This is a genomic window from Pantoea nemavictus (genome assembly GCF_037479095.1).
GTDB classification, from domain to species: Bacteria; Pseudomonadota; Gammaproteobacteria; order Enterobacterales; family Enterobacteriaceae; genus Pantoea; species Pantoea nemavictus.
This window is the reverse complement of record NZ_JBBGZW010000001.1, coordinates 534,735-551,074: the sequence shown is the minus strand read 5'-3', so window position 1 is coordinate 551,074 and position 16,340 is coordinate 534,735. Positions and strand designations below refer to the sequence as shown.

The window sequence follows — 16,340 nt, the reverse complement described above, 5'->3', positions numbered from 1 at the left end:
TCGCTCCGTGCCGGCTGGCCCTCACCCTAACCCTCTCCCGCAAGCGGGAGAGGGGACCGTTCGCAATTGGATTAGCATTAACCGAACATGACTTCAGCCCAGCGGGCTAAACCGGCGGTGACCGAGCCGAAATCATCGCCGCTGGCGATAGGCGTATCGGGCAATGCCTGCTGCAGGGCGGCGCGCAGTATCGGTGAACGCGCGCTACCGCCTGTCAGATAGATCACTTCTGGTTTGGTTTCGCAGGTGCCGAGCGCCAGATGGACCTGCTCAAGAATCCGCTCCAGCGGCTGATTAATCGCCTCTTCCAGCTGTGTCGCGCTGATCTGCGCCTGTAGCTGAGCGGCGATAAATGCCAGCGATGCATCCGTTTCTGCTATTTCCGATAGCGCGATTTTGCTCTCTTCAGCGGCGCGAACTAAGCGATAGCTCAACTTCTGCTGCCACACTTTCAACAGGTGCGCCACTTTGTCGCTGTGCTCGGCGTCGCGAATCAAATCGCGCAGCAGTTTGCCGCTGGCCGCAGAATAAAAATCGCTTTGCGCCGGGACATCGTTGATCGCCACTGCATTCCACCACGGCAACGCGGGCAGCGCGGTGCCTTTCTGGGTATTGCCACCGAGACCAAGCAGCGGCATCAGGGTTTTAAATGCCAGCATGATGTCGAGATCGTTACCGCCCACGCGGCAACCGCTGTGACCGAGCAGACTTTCACGACGATCGGTTTTGTTGCGCCATTCCGGGCCCATCAGCAACATCGAGCAGTCGGTGGTTCCGCCGCCGATATCCACCACCAGCACGCGTGTCTCTTTCTGCAGCGTGGCTTCGAAATCCAGTCCCGCCGCCACCGGCTCAAACTGGAACTCCACGTCACGGAAACCGGCACGCTGCGCCGCACGCAGCAAAATACCTTGCGCCTGTTGGTTGGCGTCTTCACCGCCTAATCCCTGGAAGTTAATCGGGCGACCAATCACCGCCTGCTCAATCGGGCGATCGAGTTGAGTCTCACCCTGCTGGCGAATGTGCAGCATCATGGCGCACACCAGATCTTCGAAGAAAGCGATTTGCTGCGGTTTCAGGCCGTTGGCACCGAGGAAGGATTTCGGTGATTTCACAAACCACACTTCCTCGGGATCGACCATATACTGCTGCAGTGCAGTTAAGCCGAACTGCACGCTGCCTGGCGTGACGTCGATATCTTCTTCGCGGTTATAACGCAGCGCGCGCTGCAATAATGCCGTACCTTCGCTGTCTGGCGTGGGCACCTGATGATGGCGATGCAGCCATTCGCTGATCGCTTCGCGCGTGGGTGCACAAATCATGGAGGGAAGCAGGCGCTGACCATTCTCCAGTGTCAGCAGGCGCGGCGTGCCATTCTCGCTGACTGCAATTGAACAGTTAGCCGTGCCGTAATCGAATCCGATAAACATATTTATCCCCCATGCCGGAAAAAAGGGGGCGACTTTAGCGCAGCCAGCGCGGGCTGGCAATGGGTAGACGTGGCAGATTACATCTGTACTTCCTGATAAACGTGATACTGACCACGACCTGCATGTTTTGCGCTGTAACAGGCGACGTCAGCCTGTGACATCACCACATTACTGATGCAGTTGTGTTCATCGATTTGCGTGATGCCGGCACTTGCGCCGACGTGATAAGGCTGATCCTGCCATATAAAGCGATAGTCGCTTACCGCAGCAACAATGCGCTGCACCACATCCCGCACCTGATCGACTTCGCAATTTGGCAGCAACAAGCCGAATTCATCGCCGCCGAGCCGCGCTAACAGATCGCTGCTGCGCAGATGATGTGGCATCAGTTCAGCCAGTTCGCGCAGCAGCGCATCGCCAGCGGCGTGCCCTGCGGTGTCGTTAACGGCTTTGAATTTATCAAGATCGATAAACACCAACACATGCTGCGTTTTATGGGTCGCCGCATCATGCACCAACTGCTTCAGACGCTGCTCAAAACTGTGGCGGTTGGGCAGGCGCGTCAGCATATCGTGTGAGGCGCTGTAGCTCAGACGCTTCATGACCTTACGCGATTCACTCACATCCTGAATAACCATCACCGCGCCAATGCTGGCGCCGGTTAAGGTTTTTAGCGGCGTGATGCTGTAATGGATCTCCACATGCGCGCCATCTGGCGTATGCAGCACCAGCTCCTCATCGAGGTCGGGCGAGACTTTCTCCCCCGGCAGCTGGCATAACAGTAGGTTATCGACGCGCGGACCTGCAGCACCACGCGTGATATTCAGTAATTCGGTGATCGGCACGCCCGCGGCCTTTTCCTGTGACCAGCCGCTCAAGGTTTCTGCCACTGGATTCATAAAGGTGACGCGCATTTCATCGTCAGTGCTGATTACCGCTTCGCCGATGGAATCAAGGGTGATCGCCATGCGCTCCTTCTCCTGGAACAAGGCTTCGTTCAGTGCGCGTAGCGGCGTGATGTCCTGGCAGATGCCAAGCATGCGCTCAATATGCCCATCCTGGCTGAGAATGCGGTTGGCCTCGGAGCGTACATAGCGCGGCCCCTCCGGCAAATTGATGCGATACTCCAGTTGGAAAGCGCTACGGCGCTCAATGGCCTGCTGCACCGCCAGCGCGGCGCTTTCCCGCTCGGCCGGATCGAGCAGATGCACCCAAAGATCGTAGGTTGGGGTTTGCTGCGGACTTAAACCAAAGAGCTCATACATGCGCTTATCCCACAGCATTTCGCCGGTCAGCAGATTCCACTCCCACACGCCAATACCGCCGGCTTCGTTCGCCAGCGTGATGCGCTCCATCAGGCGGCGATTCACCTGCTCGCTCTGCTTCAGCTCTGAGATATCGATAATCTGCGCGATGAAATAGTGCGGCTGCAGCGCGGCGTCGCGCACCATCGAAACCGTCAGACGCGCCCAGACGATCTCGCCATCTTTACGGAAATAGCGCTTTTCCAGGGTGTAAGTCATGATGTCGCCGGCTATCAGGCGTTCCAGCTGCTGCAAATCGCTGTTGAGATCGTCTGGATGGGTGATTTGCTGGAAGGTGAGCTTTTTCAGCTCATCTGCCGGGAAGCCAAGCGTCTGGCACAGCGACTGGTTTACCTGCTGCCAGCCTCCGTTTGGGGAGACCAACGCCATGCCGATGGCTGAATACTCCATGGCGTTACGAAAGCGGGTTTCACTCTCGCTGATGTGATGTTTTTCGCGCTGGAAGGCATCCATCACCAGCGCCATGATGTGGCTCGGCAGCAGCACCAGCAGGAACGGCAGCCAGGTATTGGCCTGGCCGAGCAACAGGCCATTTTGCGCCAGGTTGACCCAATTAAAGGCAAGCAGAATCGAAATGAAACTCGCATTGAGGAAAATAAGCAGAAACGCTTCGAACTTGGGCAGGCGCACCGCGCACCAAAACAGGATCACCACAATAAAGGTGAAAGGCCACGGCAGAAAACGCAGCGATAAATAACTGGCGAGCAGCGTGCCCAGCAATGTCAGACAGGTTTCCAGCTGGCGGCCCGGCGTAATCAGCTGACGCAGCGGCTTATTTGGCCACAGCAGCAGCACCGGGCCAAACGCCAGCACGCCAATCACTTCGGAAATCACCCAGGTGGAGAAAAAGGGCAGTGACGCGTTATTGCCGACATGCAGCATCCACAGCGCAACCACACCGCCTAACAGCGGAGCGATCAGGCCCGCGCACAAGGCAAAACGCACCCAATCGAGCAGCGAGTTAAGCGGGGCGCGGCGATCAAGCAACGCGCGCAACATCAGGCCGCCCAGAATGGCTTGCACCATATTGAGGATAGCGAATTTGATATTGCTCAGCGCCGGGCCAATGATGATGAGGTTAGCCAGCGCGGTACCCATCACACAGGCGAGCAGTAACAGCGGTACGCGTTTTGAGGGCGCACGAAATACCAGCACCGTCATCAGCGCGGTAGAGTACCAAAGCGGGGAGATGCGTCCACTGACGACAATCAGTTCCAGACAAAACAGCGTCAGGAGAAAGGCCAGTCCACCCATGATCAGGGCATTAAGCCAAATTCGCTGGGGAGCGTGCTGTGAGGTTAATATTTCGAGGGTCATGCAAGAATCCAGCTGCGCCGCAGGGAAAATGCGCTAATCAATCTCTATTTTGCATGCTAGCACATCTGTTTAGGATGTCTGCGGAGAAATCTATTTTGGTGTTTATTCACTGAATTGATTGGCCCTTTGCAGGCAAAGGGCTGATTCGTGTTAGCGGAAAAGATCGGCGCGAGTGAAAGGTTTTTCTAAACCGGCAAGATTTGCGGAGAAGCGCTCAAGGAACTGTTGTGTGGTCGCTACCCGGCCATGACCTAATAGCAACAGCGGCACCAACAGCGCTACGCCGATCTGCGGCAGGCTAAAGCCTTTAAGCGCGGTACGGCGCTGGGTAAGCAGAAATGCCGTGCTCAGCGTGAAGCCGAGCATCAGTCCAGCCAACACTTCGCTTTTGGAGTGCGCGTGAATCACCAGTCGCGAGAAGCCCACCATTAACGGAATTAAATAACCGATGCCGATGGTAAACAGGCGCCAGCGCGGTGACCAGCGGCCAGAAATCAACCACATCATCACGGGCCACAGCGTGGCCGACATCGCACTGTGTCCGCTGAAGCCGGTAAAATTAAATCTGGCGCTACCAATGCCAAAACCGAGAAACAGAATTTTCGAAATGCTCACCACCAGGCCAGCGAGACCAAACGCCAGCACCCAATACCAAACGGTTTGGCGGTTGTCGCTTTTCCATGGCAATACCAGCGCGATAATCACCGCGGTGGGGATCAGCAACATGCTGTCGCCAAAATAGGTCAGGGTTTTCCAGCTCATACTTTTCCTTGCGGCTACATTCGGAGTGCCAACGCCAGCTACAGTGTTGGCAGATGAACAGTGTATCGATTAAGCGTCTGGCTGCAAAAGGGGATATTCTGAAAAGCCGTTGGCCCATTTCTCTGGCATCAAACCGGTGAAATACCTATAATTGCCGCCAACTAACCCTCTCATTCGGCCCGTTGCAGCTTCGGCTTAGGCAGGCTCCAGTTATCAGGTCTTAAAAAAGTATGACTGACAAGTCTCATCAGTGCGTGATCGTTGGCATCGCAGGTGCATCTGCATCCGGAAAAAGTCTTATCGCCAGCACGCTCTATCGTGAAATCCGTGACCAGGTCGGTGACGAGCATATCGGTGTGATCCCCGAAGATGCCTACTATAAAGATCAGAGCCACCTCACCATGGAAGAGAGGGTGAAAACCAACTATGACCATCCGAGTGCGATGGATCATGATTTGTTGTTGCAGCATCTGCGCGCGATCAAAGCGGGACAGGATATTGAACTGCCGGTGTATAGCTATGTTGAGCACACGCGCACCAGCGATTGCATTCATCTCAAGCCGAAGAAAGTCATCATTCTTGAAGGCATTCTGCTGTTAACCGATGCGCGTTTGCGTCAGGAGATGAACTTCTCCATCTTCGTCGATACCCCGCTGGATATTTGCCTGATGCGCCGCATGAAGCGCGACGTTAACGAGCGCGGTCGCTCGATGGACTCGGTGATGAGCCAGTATCAAAAGACTGTGCGTCCGATGTTCCTGCAATTTATCGAACCTTCCAAGCAATATGCTGACATCATTGTGCCGCGCGGCGGGAAAAACCGTATCGCGATTGATATCCTTAAGGCCAAGATTAATCAGTATCTTTAACGACACGGCGTCCGAATTAGCGTGACGCGCTGTCGTCGCCTTTCGCTACACTTAATTCATGGAGTACCTGCGATGAGATTATGCGATCGCGATATTGAAGCCTGGCTGGACAACGGAAAGTTGGCGATTGAGCCACGCCCGCCAGTGGAACGCATTAATGGCGCCACGGTAGACGTGCGTCTTGGCAACCAGTTCCGCACCTTTAGCGGTCATACTGCAGCATTTATCGATTTGAGTGGTCCAAAGCACGAAGTCAGTGCCGCGCTGGACCGCGTCATGAGCGATGAGATTGTGTTGCCGGAAGGCGAAGCGTTTTTCCTGCATCCGGGCGAGCTGGCGCTGGCGGTAACGCTGGAATCCGTGACCATTCCCGACGATCTGGTGGGCTGGCTGGATGGCCGTTCTTCGCTGGCGCGTCTTGGTCTGATGGTGCACGTGACGGCGCACCGTATCGATCCTGGCTGGCAAGGCCGTATCGTGTTGGAGTTCTACAACTCGGGCAAACTGCCGCTGGCGCTGCGTCCCGGCATGTTAATTGGCGCCTTGAGTTTTGAGCCGTTGTCGGGCCCGGCAGCACGTCCATATAACCGCCGCGAAGATGCCAAATATCGTGGTCAGCAGGGCGCGGATGCCAGCCGCATCGACAAAGACTAATGCCAACGCTGCTGCAACTTGAAGTATGAAGGCAATGAGGATTTGATGAGAAGAGTGATAACAACACTGGCCATCCTGTTAGTGGTGGTCGTAGCGGGCATGACGGCACTGGTTTTGCTGGTCAATCCAAACGACTTTCGTACCTATATGGTAAAGCAGGTAGAACAGCGCAGTGGTTATCAGCTTCAGGTCAGCGGCGATCTGCGCTGGCACGTCTGGCCGCAGCTTAGCATCCTTGCCGGACGCATGAGTTTGACTGCGCCCGGCGCCACCCAGCCGATGGTGACTGCCGACAACATGCGGCTGGATGTTAATCTGTTGCCCTTGTTATCACATCAGCTCAGCGTCAGTCAGGTGATGCTGAAAAACGCCATCATCCGCGTGACGCCTGAGAGCGCGATGCAGAAACCGGCGGGCGCCCCCGTCGGTCCTGGCGATGCGGAACCGGATAGCGGCACCAATAACGGCTGGTCATTCAATATTGGCAAACTGCGGCTTGCTGATAGCTTGCTGATCTGGCAGCAGCCGGGCGGTGATGAGTACAACTTCCGCGACCTCAATCTCAATCTCGATCAGGATGCCAGCAAGCAGGCCAGCATCGAGCTCGCTACCCGCGTTTCGCGCAATCAACGTAATGTCAGCGTGAATCTCAAAGGCCAAATGAATGTGGCGCAGTATCCGCATCGTTTGGTGGGGCAACTGGATGAGGTTAATTACACGCTGGACGGTGCCAACCTGCCGACGCAGGGGATCAAAGGCACCCTACGCGGTCAGGGTGAATGGAATGGCGACCATCAGCGCTTCTCGTTGCAGAAGCTGCAGCTAACCGCCAATGACAGCACGCTGGATGGTAGCGCCGAGGGGCGTCTGGCCCTGCCACAGCAACTTAATCTGGCGCTGCATGCGACGTCGTTAAATCTGGATAATCTGATGGCGAGCGCACCCGCTACAGATAGCAACGCGCCTCAGCAGGCCAACGTGATACGCACCCCGGTGATTGCCGAGCCGCGTATGCGCGATAACAGCGATTCACCGCTCAACCAAATGGATCTGACGCTCAACCTCGCCGCAGACAGCAGCGTATGGCGCGGTTTGACGCTGACCAATCTGCAGATCGACGCCAGCAATCAGCAAGGCCTGATGACCTTGAGTAAGCTGCAGGGCAAGTTCGGTGACGGCCATTTCTCCGTGCCGGGTGCGGTCGACATTCGCAAACCGGTGACGCAGGTGGCTTTCCAGCCTGAGCTGGATAACATCGCCATTGCGCCGCTGCTGAAAGCGCTCGAACTGCCGGAAACGCTGCAAGGCACCGTCTCACTGAAAGGCGATCTTAGTGGAGCAGGCTTGAGCATCGAAGAGGCGAAACGTTACTGGCAGGGCAGTGCCGATCTCGAAGCGGCCAACCTGCAACTGTCACAGCTGAATCTGCAACAAATGGTGCGTCGTGCCGTGGCGCGCGTCAGCAATCGTGTCACCAACGACCAGCCTGATGAGCAGGGAATTCAGCAGCTGAGCGGTCGAGTTAGCCTTAAGCAGGGCATTATCACGTTACCGGATTTGCAGGGCGGCAACAGTCGCATGGCGGTGCAAACCAAAGGCAATGTGGATATGGTTAAACAGCGGCTCGACATCACCATTAATATGATGCTGCGCGGCTGGCAAGGCGACGACAAGTTAGCCAATCTGTTGAATCAGCAAACCATTCCACTGCGCATGTACGGCGGCTGGGATAATTTGCAGTATTCATTGCCGGTGGACGACGTGGTGCGCCAGCAGCTGCAAAGCGAAGCCAAGTCGCGCTTGAATCAGTGGCTGGATCGCCAGCAGCCCGCGAAGCAGCCTTGAGGATTTCAGGTGCGCAGCCATGCGCACCTGATGTTTATGGGGTAAGCGGAACAATCTCTACTTTCTGTACGCGATGATTTTCTACCTGCAAGGTGCGCAGCAGATAATCGCCAATTTTTAACTCTTCCCCTTCCTGCGGCACATGTTGCAGGCTATCCATTAGTAAACCCGCCAGCGTATGATAATTGCGTTTGTCGTCGAGCGGCAGCTGCACGTAGACCGCTAAATCCTCCAGCGGCATGTGGCCATTGGCCACCCAGCCGCCGTCGGGAAGCGGTTGGATGTCATAGCGCGCGTCAATTTTCTCCCCTTCGTTGGGCAGGTTACCGGCGATGGTTTCCATCAAGTCACTCAGCGTGACGACACCTTCTATCGAACCGAACTCATCCACCACAAAGGCAAAATGCGTCCGTGCATTACGGAACTGCTCCAGCGCCTGCAGCAACGTGACGCGTTCCGGAAAAATCAGCGGCTGGCGAATCAGCGAGCGTAAGTCGAGTGATTTGCTGTGCAAAGATTGATGCAGCAAATCGATCACGTGCACCACGCCGAGCGGATCGCGGCCGTGTTCGGTGATGAGAATGCGCGTGTGCTGATTGCGATCCAGCTTGGCCATAATCTCCGCGGGATCTTCAGCGAGGTCGATATGCTCGACGTCATGACGCGAAGTCATAATGCTATTGATCTGCCGCTGACCCAGCCCTAACACGCGCGCAATCATGCGGCGTTCCTGGCGATTGAATAGCGCGCCTTCTTCGCTGTCGCTCACCAGTGAAGCGGTATCCGCATCAAGTTCAGCGCGCTGCGCCTCGCCACGTAGAATACGCAGAACCGCTTCGGAGGTGCGCTGGCGCAAGGGGCGCCCGGCAGTGAGAAAGCGGCGGCGGTTAAACATCGCCAGCTGGTTGAGTATCTCAATGACAATTGAGAAACCAATCGCCGCGTAGAGATAGCCTTTGGGAATAATAAAGCCCAATCCTTCGGCAACCAGGCTAAAGCCGATCATCAGTAAGAAACTCAGGCAAAGAATGACAATGGTGGGATGGCCGTTGACGAAGCGCGTTAACGGCTTACTCGCGAGCAGCATCAGAAGAATCGCTACGGTCACCGCAGCCATCATCACGGGTAACTGATTAACCATGCCAACCGCAGTAATCACCGCATCCAGCGAGAAGATGGCGTCCAGCACCACTATTTGCGCCACCACCGGCCAGAATTTAGCACCGTTCTTATTTTGACCAGTTTCCTCGTCAGCGCCTTCAAGCCGACTGTTTAATTCCGTAGTGGCTTTATAAAGAAGAAAGAAGCCGCCGGATAGCAGCAGCAGATCGCGGGCGCTGAAAGGGTGATGCCATAGCGTAAACAGCGGTTGCGTTAGCGTCACCAGCCAGGAAAGTGATGCCAGCAGCGCTAAACGCGACAGCAGCGCGAGCAGGAGTCCGATGACGCGAGCGCGGTCACGATCGGTTGGCGGCAACTTTTCGACGAGGATGGCAATGAAAACCAGGTTATCAATGCCCAATACCAGCTCCAGAACGATTAGCGTTACTAATCCTGCCCAGAGCGACGGATCAACGATCCACTCCAACATGCGTTAATCACCTTAATGTCTGTGAATTGAGCTTAATCTGATGATAGTGAATCGTAGAAAAGGGTACAAATACGTCCCAGCTCAGTAAATCCGCGTATCAGCTTAAACATAGCGAATATTCTTGATTGCTGATGGGTAAGGATAAGACGAAAGTATGGATAAACAACTTAGCTAAGTAACGATCGCTATTAATTGTTCCAGGCAGGCAAGTGCGTGCAATTTTGATGCAAAGTAATTAGAGGCTGAGTATCGAATTATTCTGATTTTTGCTGAGGAATGGGCTGAAAGCGCTGGCATCAATACTTATGGCTGGTAGTCTTTTTCCTAAAATAGTACATGCAAGACGGGGCCTACTTGTAAACAAGCCAGTAATAACTAGTATAGCAACGTGCTAGTAAATGTCTGCGCCAAAGCTGTTAATAGCGCGCTCCTTAGCCTTCTAATGTTGTGAATTGTGATCGTGCGCGAACCACGACCGGTAATTAGCGCATAAATACCGCATAAAAACAGGCTGTAAATAGGATGATTTAAGCGGTATTGGCAGCGACAGCCAAGGGCGGTAGCGTGCCAAAAGTGCTTTCTGTACGGTAATAAAGTCTGTCATTGTGGCAAGGGAAGTCAGACTAATCTGTTGGTATTCATCATAATTCTCTTGCTTACTAAAGCGAGAATGAGTTTGGCCTCAGAGAATTTGCCGCAGATTGCCTCAACAAATGCAGCGAATATATCGCTCATTTATTACACAGGCTTGAGGCGTTAGGGATTAGGGAAATAATATAAAAGAGTTAAATATGCGCGATAACGAAATTACATATAAAAGTCTTCTGACCAAAATTTTACTGGCGTGCTCGGATTTAATTTGTTTCAACGCGGCGTTGTTTATTGCCATGGCGTTGATTAATTCGTTCACAGATTCTCCGCTGGCAGATATATCTGAAAAATACCTGCATTTAAAAATCGCTACACACATTGCGCTTTCGGTTATTTGCGTAGGCTGGTTCTGGGTTCGACTGCGTCATTATACGTATCGCAAACCATTCTGGTTCGAGCTCAAAGAGATATTTCGTACCATTCTTATTTTCTCTGTCATTGATTTGTCAATTTCAGCGCTTTCACAGTGGCAAATGTCGCGTTTCGTCTGGGTCATGACCTGGATTCTGGCACTGATTCTGCTTCCTTTAGCGCGTGCTATCTCTAAACGTGTACTGAATCATTTCGGCATGTGGAAGAAGCAAACCATCATTATCGGTAGCAGCCGCAACGCACAGGAAGCCTGGCAGGCGCTGCAGAGTGAAGAGGTGATGGGTTTTGATGTCATTGCCTTTTTCGACGTCGATAAAAGTTGCCCACAAGCCAGCATCGCCGGCGTACCCGTTCTGCATAATGAGCAGGAGCTGTGGCAACTGACCAACAGCGAAACCCAGTTCATCGTGGCGGTGGAGTTCGAACAGAGCCAGCATCGCGATCACTGGCTGAAAAACCTGGCGAAGCATAACTGCCGTTCGGTTTCAGTGATTCCAACGCTGCGCGGTGTACCGCTCTACGGCACCGACATGGCCTACATCTTTAGTCATGAAGTGATGATTCTGCGTGTTAACAATAACCTGGCGAAACGCACTTCGCGCTTCCTGAAGCGTGCATTCGATATCGTCGGCGCGTTGGGCATTATTCTGGCGCTGTCACCTGCATTGCTGGTTCTGGGCTTTATGGTCGGCCGTGATGGTGGGCCGCCGATTTACGGTCACGAACGTGTGGGTATGAATGGTCGCAAATTCAAATGCCTGAAATTCCGCTCAATGGTGATCAACTCGAAAGAGGTGCTGGAAGAGGTACTGCGTACCGATCCGGTGGCACGCGCCGAGTGGGATAAAGACTTCAAACTGAAGAACGATCCGCGCATTACCAAAGTCGGCCACTTCATCCGTAAAACCAGTCTGGATGAGCTGCCGCAGCTGTGGAACGTGGTTCGTGGTGATATGAGCCTGGTCGGTCCCCGCCCGGTGATTGAAGATGAACTGTGCCGTTATGCGGGTGACGTCGATTATTACCTGATGGCAAAACCAGGCATGACGGGATTGTGGCAGGTTAGCGGTCGTAACGACGTTGACTATGAAACGCGCGTCTATTTCGACTCGTGGTATGTGAAGAACTGGTCGCTGTGGAATGACATCGCGATTCTGTTTAAAACGGTTGGCGTAGTGCTTAAACGCGATGGCGCCTATTGATAGACAGCGAGGCCGGGGAAGGGCAGCAACGTCCCCGGTTGAAAACTGCCGGTGCTGGGTGTGTCGTGATATAAACAACAGCCGTAAATGCACCCGATTAAAACGGGTTATTTGCCGGTTGATGAAATACCCACTTTAATTGATGTCGTCTTTAGACACGGTGACAACATAAAACCAAGGGAGCGAATAATAATGACCCACAGTTTCAGTGTTTAACCCGTCACATTAATTTTTTGTAAGACGCTTACACAGCGGGCGATTTCGCCTCTATCAATCATTAACTGATAGCGAAGAATCAGATGATAATGAAAATTAAATTGATACCTTTACTGGTATCCGCGACTTTTCTCTCCGGATGTACCATTGAACCGGGTTCTCACCTTTCCACCAGTGGAAAAGATGTCATTGAGCAACAGGATAGCAACTATGACATCGACAAATATGTAAACGTCTTCCCGCTCACGCCGCGTCTGGTTGAACAGATGCGTCCGAAGCCGTTAGTCGCGCAGGCTAACCCCTTGCTGCAAAATGAGATCCAGAGCTACGAATACCGCATCGGCGTGGGTGACGTGCTTAACGTTACCGTCTGGGATCACCCAGAGTTAACGACGCCAGCGGGCCAGTACCGTAGCGCCAGCGACACCGGTAACTGGGTGCAGGCAGATGGCACGATCTTCTACCCATACATTGGTAAAGTCCGCGTCGCGGGCCGTACCGTGACCGAGATCCGCACCGAAGTGGCGCGTCGTCTGGCACAGTTCATTGAAAGCCCACAGGTTGACGTTAACGTGGCCTCGTTCCGTTCGCAGAAAGCCTACATCACCGGTTCTGTGACCACCTCGGGACAGCAGCCAATCACCAACGTGCCGCTCACCGTGCTTGATGCGGTTAACGCCGCCGGCGGCTTGGCCGCTGACGCTGACTGGCGCAACGTGGTGCTGACGCACAACGGTAAAGAACAACGTATTTCGCTGCAGGCGCTGATGCAAAATGGCGACCTGAGCCAAAACCATCTGCTCTATCCGGGCGACATTCTGTACGTTCCGCGTAACGATGATCTGAAAGTCTTTGTGATGGGCGAAGTGAAGCAGCAGTCAACGCTGAAGATGGACCGCAGCGGCATGACTCTGGCTGAAGCGCTGGGCAACTCGCAAGGTATGGATCAGACCACTTCTGATGCCACCGGTGTGTTCGTTATTCGTCCAATTCGTGGCACCAACCGCACCAAGATTGCCAACATCTATCAGTTGAATACCAAAGATGCGGCTTCGATGGTGATGGGCACCGAATTCCAGCTTGAGCCGTACGACATCGTCTACGTCACCGCCACGCCAATTACCCGTTGGAACCGTGTGATTTCAGGCCTGCTGCCGACCATCGTGGGTGTTGATGATGCCAGCTCCGCGGCACTTCGTTTCCGTAACTGGTCGGACTAAGGGTCCGCCATGATTAAGTCCGTGTTAGTCGTCTGCGTCGGCAACATTTGCCGCTCCCCCACCGGGGAGCGTCTGTTCAAGCGCGCGCTACCTAATCTCCGGATCGCTTCTGCAGGGCTGGGTGCTCTGCAAGGCTATCCGGCGGACCAGAAGGCCATTGATGTCGCCGCCGAACACGGCGTGTCGCTCGAAGGCCATCAGGCGCAGCAGTTAACGGCCAGTATGTGCCGTGACTACGACCTGATTCTGGTAATGGAAAAGCGGCACGTTGAGCAGGTGAATCGCATCGATCCAGCCGCACGCGGAAAAACCATGCTGCTTGGGCACTGGCTCAACCAACAGGAAATTACGGATCCGTACAAAAAAAGTCGCGAGGCCTTTGAAGAGGTCTACGGGTTACTGGAAAACGCTACCCAGAAATGGGTCAACGTATTAAGCCGATAGTTGGGATTATCCATGAATATCAAAAACAAGGTTATGACCGCGCCAAAGGAAGATTCGAATGGATGGGATCTGGCGCATCTTGTGGGACAGCTGATTGATCATCGCTGGATCATTGTTGCCGTTACCGCATTCTTCATGCTGGTGGCGACCCTCTACACACTGTTTGCCACGCCAATCTACAGCGCCGATGCCATGGTGCAGGTTGAGCAGAAGAACACCGCATCGGTTCTGAACGAACTGCAGGACGTGCTGCCCGCTACGCCGGCTTCCGATACCGAGATTCAGATTGTTGAGTCGCGTATGGTGCTGGGTAAAACGGTAAACGACCTCGGTCTGGATACTGTGGTACAGCAGAACTACTTCCCGGTGATTGGTAAAGGTTTGTCACGCCTGATGGGCAACAAGCCGGCCAATATCGCTATTTCGCGCCTGGAAATTCCACGCACAATCGAAAAGCGTACCGTGCAGCTGGAAGTCACCGGCCCGGATACCTATACCGTCACCAACGATGGTGATGAGCTGTTTAAAGGTCGTGTTGGTCAGCTGGAGCAGCATGGCGATGTGACTATGCTGGTGAGTGATATTCAGGCGGATGAAGGCACCAGCTTCAATGTCACCAAACTCACTGATTTGCAGGCGATTAAAAACGTTCTGGGCGCGTTGACGGTAGCCGATAAAGGCAAAGCCACCGGTGTGTTGGGTCTAGAGTTCCAACACGAAGATCCAGAGCAGGCCAGCCGCATCCTGAACCAGATTGTCAATAATTACCTGCTGCAGAACGTAGAGCGCAAATCCGAACAAGCAGAGAAGAGCCTTGAGTTCCTGCGCGGACAGCTGCCGAACGTACGCGCTAAGCTGGATGATGCTGAAGATAAGCTGAATACCTTCCGTCGTCAGAACGAGTCGGTAGATATGTCGCTGGAAGCGAAATCTGCGCTGGATTCCTCTGTCAGCGTGCAGACTCAGCTGAACGAGCTGACGTTCCGTGAAGCGGAAGTATCGCAGCTGTTCACGAAGGATCACCCGACCTACCGCGCCCTGCTGGAAAAACGCAAAACGTTGGAAGGCGAGCAGGCACAGCTGAACAAGAAAATTGCCGGCATGCCGCAAACGCAACAAGAGATTCTGCGTCTGACGCGTGATGTGCAGTCAGGTCAGGAAATCTACATGCAGTTGCTGAATCGTCAGCAAGAGCTGGGTATCAGTAAAGCCAGTACCGTGGGTGATGTACGTATCATTGATGGTGCTGAAACAGCCGCAAGTCCTGTTGCACCGAAGAAGGCGCTGATCATTGCTGCCGGTCTGATTCTGGGCCTGATGCTGTCGGTCGGTCTGGTGCTGCTGAAAGCGCTGTTCCATCACGGTATCGACAACCCAGAGCAGCTGGAAGAGCTGGGCATGAACGTCTATGCCAGCGTACCGCTCTCCGAATGGCAGCGTAAGAAAGATACCGAAGCGCTGGCGCGTCGCGGTCACAAAGAGAAGAGTGACCCGCACAACACGCTGCTGGCGTTGGGTAATCCAACTGACCTGTCCATCGAAGCGATTCGTAGCCTGCGTACCAGCCTGCACTTCGCGATGATGGAAGCGAAAAACAATATCCTGATGATCACCGGCGCTAGCCCAGGCATTGGTAAAACCTTTATCTGTGCCAACCTGGCAACGCTGGTATCAAAAGCGGGTCAGCGTGTGCTGTTCATCGATGGTGATATGCGTCGCGGCTATACCCATGAATTGCTGGGTGCGGATAACAAATCTGGCCTGTCTAACGTGCTGTCAGGTAAGAGCGAGTTCTCACCGGCGATGATTCAGAAGGGCGTTTACGGCTTCGACTTCCTGCCGCGTGGCCAGGTGCCACCAAACCCGTCTGAGCTGCTGATGCACCGTCGTATGAGCGAGCTGCTTGATTGGGCCAGCAAGAACTACGATTTGGTACTGATCGATACGCCACCGATTCTGGCCGTCACCGATGCTTCAATCATCGGTAAGCTGGCAGGTACATCGCTGATGGTGGCGCGTTTCGAAACCAACACCAGCAAAGAACTGGATGTCAGCTACAAGCGCTTCGCGCAGAACGGCATCGAAATTAAAGGCGTGATCCTCAACGCCGTAGTACGTAAAGCGTCGAATGCCTACGGTTATGGCTACGACTATTACAACTATGAATACGGCAAAGAGACCAAGAGCTAAGCAGTAACCATGTGGGGCGGTTTACCGCCCCTTTTTTATGGTGAATAGGGGTTAAGCCAGGTGCGCAACAATGCGCACCCTACGCCTTGTAGGGGCGCCATCAATGGCGACCGGTGAGCAATTTAAGGGGTGCGTTTTGCATCCTTACACATACACACAGCACAGTCTTAGGTATTCCCGTGATGGTACGTACAGTCTTAATGAGAAAAGAAACTAACGGCATGATTTTTCAGAGCAAAGCCGATTCCTTTC

11 protein-coding genes are annotated in these 16,340 nt (G+C 53.9%); 7 read left to right on the top strand and 4 right to left on the bottom strand.

The annotated features are described in order from the left end of the window. Nucleotides 1–77: 77 nt before the first annotated feature. The 3 genes from yegD to WH298_RS02580 all read right to left on the bottom strand — a co-directional run bounded on the left by yegD (nucleotide 78) and on the right by WH298_RS02580 (nucleotide 4,834). Nucleotides 78–1,430 (bottom strand): molecular chaperone, encoded by a 1,353-nt coding sequence (gene yegD, locus WH298_RS02590; RefSeq protein WP_180822145.1) that lies wholly within the window; start codon nucleotides 1,428–1,430, stop codon nucleotides 78–80. Nucleotides 1,431–1,507: 77 nt separating this feature from the next. Continuing rightward, nucleotides 1,508–4,072 (bottom strand): diguanylate cyclase, encoded by a 2,565-nt coding sequence (locus tag WH298_RS02585; protein WP_180822144.1) that lies wholly within the window; start codon nucleotides 4,070–4,072, stop codon nucleotides 1,508–1,510. Between the two features lie 150 nt (nucleotides 4,073–4,222). Continuing rightward, nucleotides 4,223–4,834, bottom strand: coding sequence for a phosphatase PAP2 family protein (locus WH298_RS02580; RefSeq protein ID WP_180822143.1), 612 nt, complete (start codon nucleotides 4,832–4,834; stop codon nucleotides 4,223–4,225). A gap of 230 nt (nucleotides 4,835–5,064) precedes the next feature. Between WH298_RS02580 and udk the strand changes: the two genes are divergently transcribed. From udk to asmA, 3 genes are all read left to right on the top strand, one after another. Continuing rightward, entirely contained in the window at nucleotides 5,065–5,703 is a 639-nt protein-coding gene (udk, locus tag WH298_RS02575; protein ID WP_007888949.1) for a uridine kinase, read from the top strand. A 72-nt stretch (nucleotides 5,704–5,775) separates the two neighbouring features. Next, nucleotides 5,776–6,357: a dCTP deaminase gene (gene dcd / locus WH298_RS02570; protein ID WP_007888946.1), complete on the top strand. Its 582-nt coding sequence runs from the start codon at nucleotides 5,776–5,778 to the stop codon at nucleotides 6,355–6,357. 45 nt (nucleotides 6,358–6,402) lie between these two features. Continuing rightward, entirely contained in the window at nucleotides 6,403–8,202 is a 1,800-nt protein-coding gene (gene asmA / locus WH298_RS02565) for an outer membrane assembly protein AsmA (protein ID WP_180822142.1), read from the top strand. A gap of 34 nt (nucleotides 8,203–8,236) precedes the next feature. On the opposite strand, the gene WH298_RS02560 is transcribed toward asmA, so the two are convergent. Further along, the gene (locus WH298_RS02560) at nucleotides 8,237–9,793 is read right to left on the bottom strand and encodes a TerC family protein (RefSeq protein WP_007888942.1); all 1,557 of its coding nucleotides are present in this window, start codon (nucleotides 9,791–9,793) and stop codon (nucleotides 8,237–8,239) included. Between the two features lie 791 nt (nucleotides 9,794–10,584). Here WH298_RS02560 and wbaP point away from each other — a divergent pair. The 4 genes from wbaP (at nucleotide 10,585) to wzc (ending at nucleotide 16,088) form a co-directional block, all read left to right on the top strand. Then, on the top strand, nucleotides 10,585–12,018 hold the full coding sequence (gene wbaP / locus WH298_RS02555) for an undecaprenyl-phosphate galactose phosphotransferase WbaP (protein ID WP_007888939.1): 1,434 nt from the start codon (nucleotides 10,585–10,587) through the stop codon (nucleotides 12,016–12,018). A 305-nt stretch (nucleotides 12,019–12,323) separates the two neighbouring features. After that, nucleotides 12,324–13,454, top strand: a complete 1,131-nt coding sequence (locus WH298_RS02550) for a polysaccharide export protein (protein WP_007888937.1) — start codon at nucleotides 12,324–12,326, stop codon at nucleotides 13,452–13,454. A 9-nt stretch (nucleotides 13,455–13,463) separates the two neighbouring features. Beyond that, nucleotides 13,464–13,898 (top strand): arsenate reductase/protein-tyrosine-phosphatase family protein, encoded by a 435-nt coding sequence (locus WH298_RS02545; protein WP_007888932.1) that lies wholly within the window; start codon nucleotides 13,464–13,466, stop codon nucleotides 13,896–13,898. Between the two features lie 12 nt (nucleotides 13,899–13,910). Further along, nucleotides 13,911–16,088, top strand: coding sequence for a tyrosine-protein kinase Wzc (gene wzc / locus WH298_RS02540; protein WP_007888931.1), 2,178 nt, complete (start codon nucleotides 13,911–13,913; stop codon nucleotides 16,086–16,088). Nucleotides 16,089–16,340 lie beyond the last annotated feature (252 nt).

What these genes read in the sequence shown, in the direction of transcription:
- yegD (WP_180822145.1), bottom strand. Translation starts at nt 1,430, where the DNA reads ATGTTTATCGGATTCGATTACGGCACGGCTAACTGTTCAATTGCAGTC.
- WH298_RS02585 (WP_180822144.1), bottom strand. Translation starts at nt 4,072, where the DNA reads ATGACCCTCGAAATATTAACCTCACAGCACGCTCCCCAGCGAATTTGG.
- WH298_RS02580 (WP_180822143.1), bottom strand. Translation starts at nt 4,834, where the DNA reads ATGAGCTGGAAAACCCTGACCTATTTTGGCGACAGCATGTTGCTGATC.
- udk (WP_007888949.1), top strand. Translation starts at nt 5,065, where the DNA reads ATGACTGACAAGTCTCATCAGTGCGTGATCGTTGGCATCGCAGGTGCA.
- dcd (WP_007888946.1), top strand. Translation starts at nt 5,776, where the DNA reads ATGAGATTATGCGATCGCGATATTGAAGCCTGGCTGGACAACGGAAAG.
- asmA (WP_180822142.1), top strand. Translation starts at nt 6,403, where the DNA reads ATGAGAAGAGTGATAACAACACTGGCCATCCTGTTAGTGGTGGTCGTA.
- WH298_RS02560 (WP_007888942.1), bottom strand. Translation starts at nt 9,793, where the DNA reads ATGTTGGAGTGGATCGTTGATCCGTCGCTCTGGGCAGGATTAGTAACG.
- wbaP (WP_007888939.1), top strand. Translation starts at nt 10,585, where the DNA reads ATGCGCGATAACGAAATTACATATAAAAGTCTTCTGACCAAAATTTTA.
- WH298_RS02550 (WP_007888937.1), top strand. Translation starts at nt 12,324, where the DNA reads ATGAAAATTAAATTGATACCTTTACTGGTATCCGCGACTTTTCTCTCC.
- WH298_RS02545 (WP_007888932.1), top strand. Translation starts at nt 13,464, where the DNA reads ATGATTAAGTCCGTGTTAGTCGTCTGCGTCGGCAACATTTGCCGCTCC.
- wzc (WP_007888931.1), top strand. Translation starts at nt 13,911, where the DNA reads ATGAATATCAAAAACAAGGTTATGACCGCGCCAAAGGAAGATTCGAAT.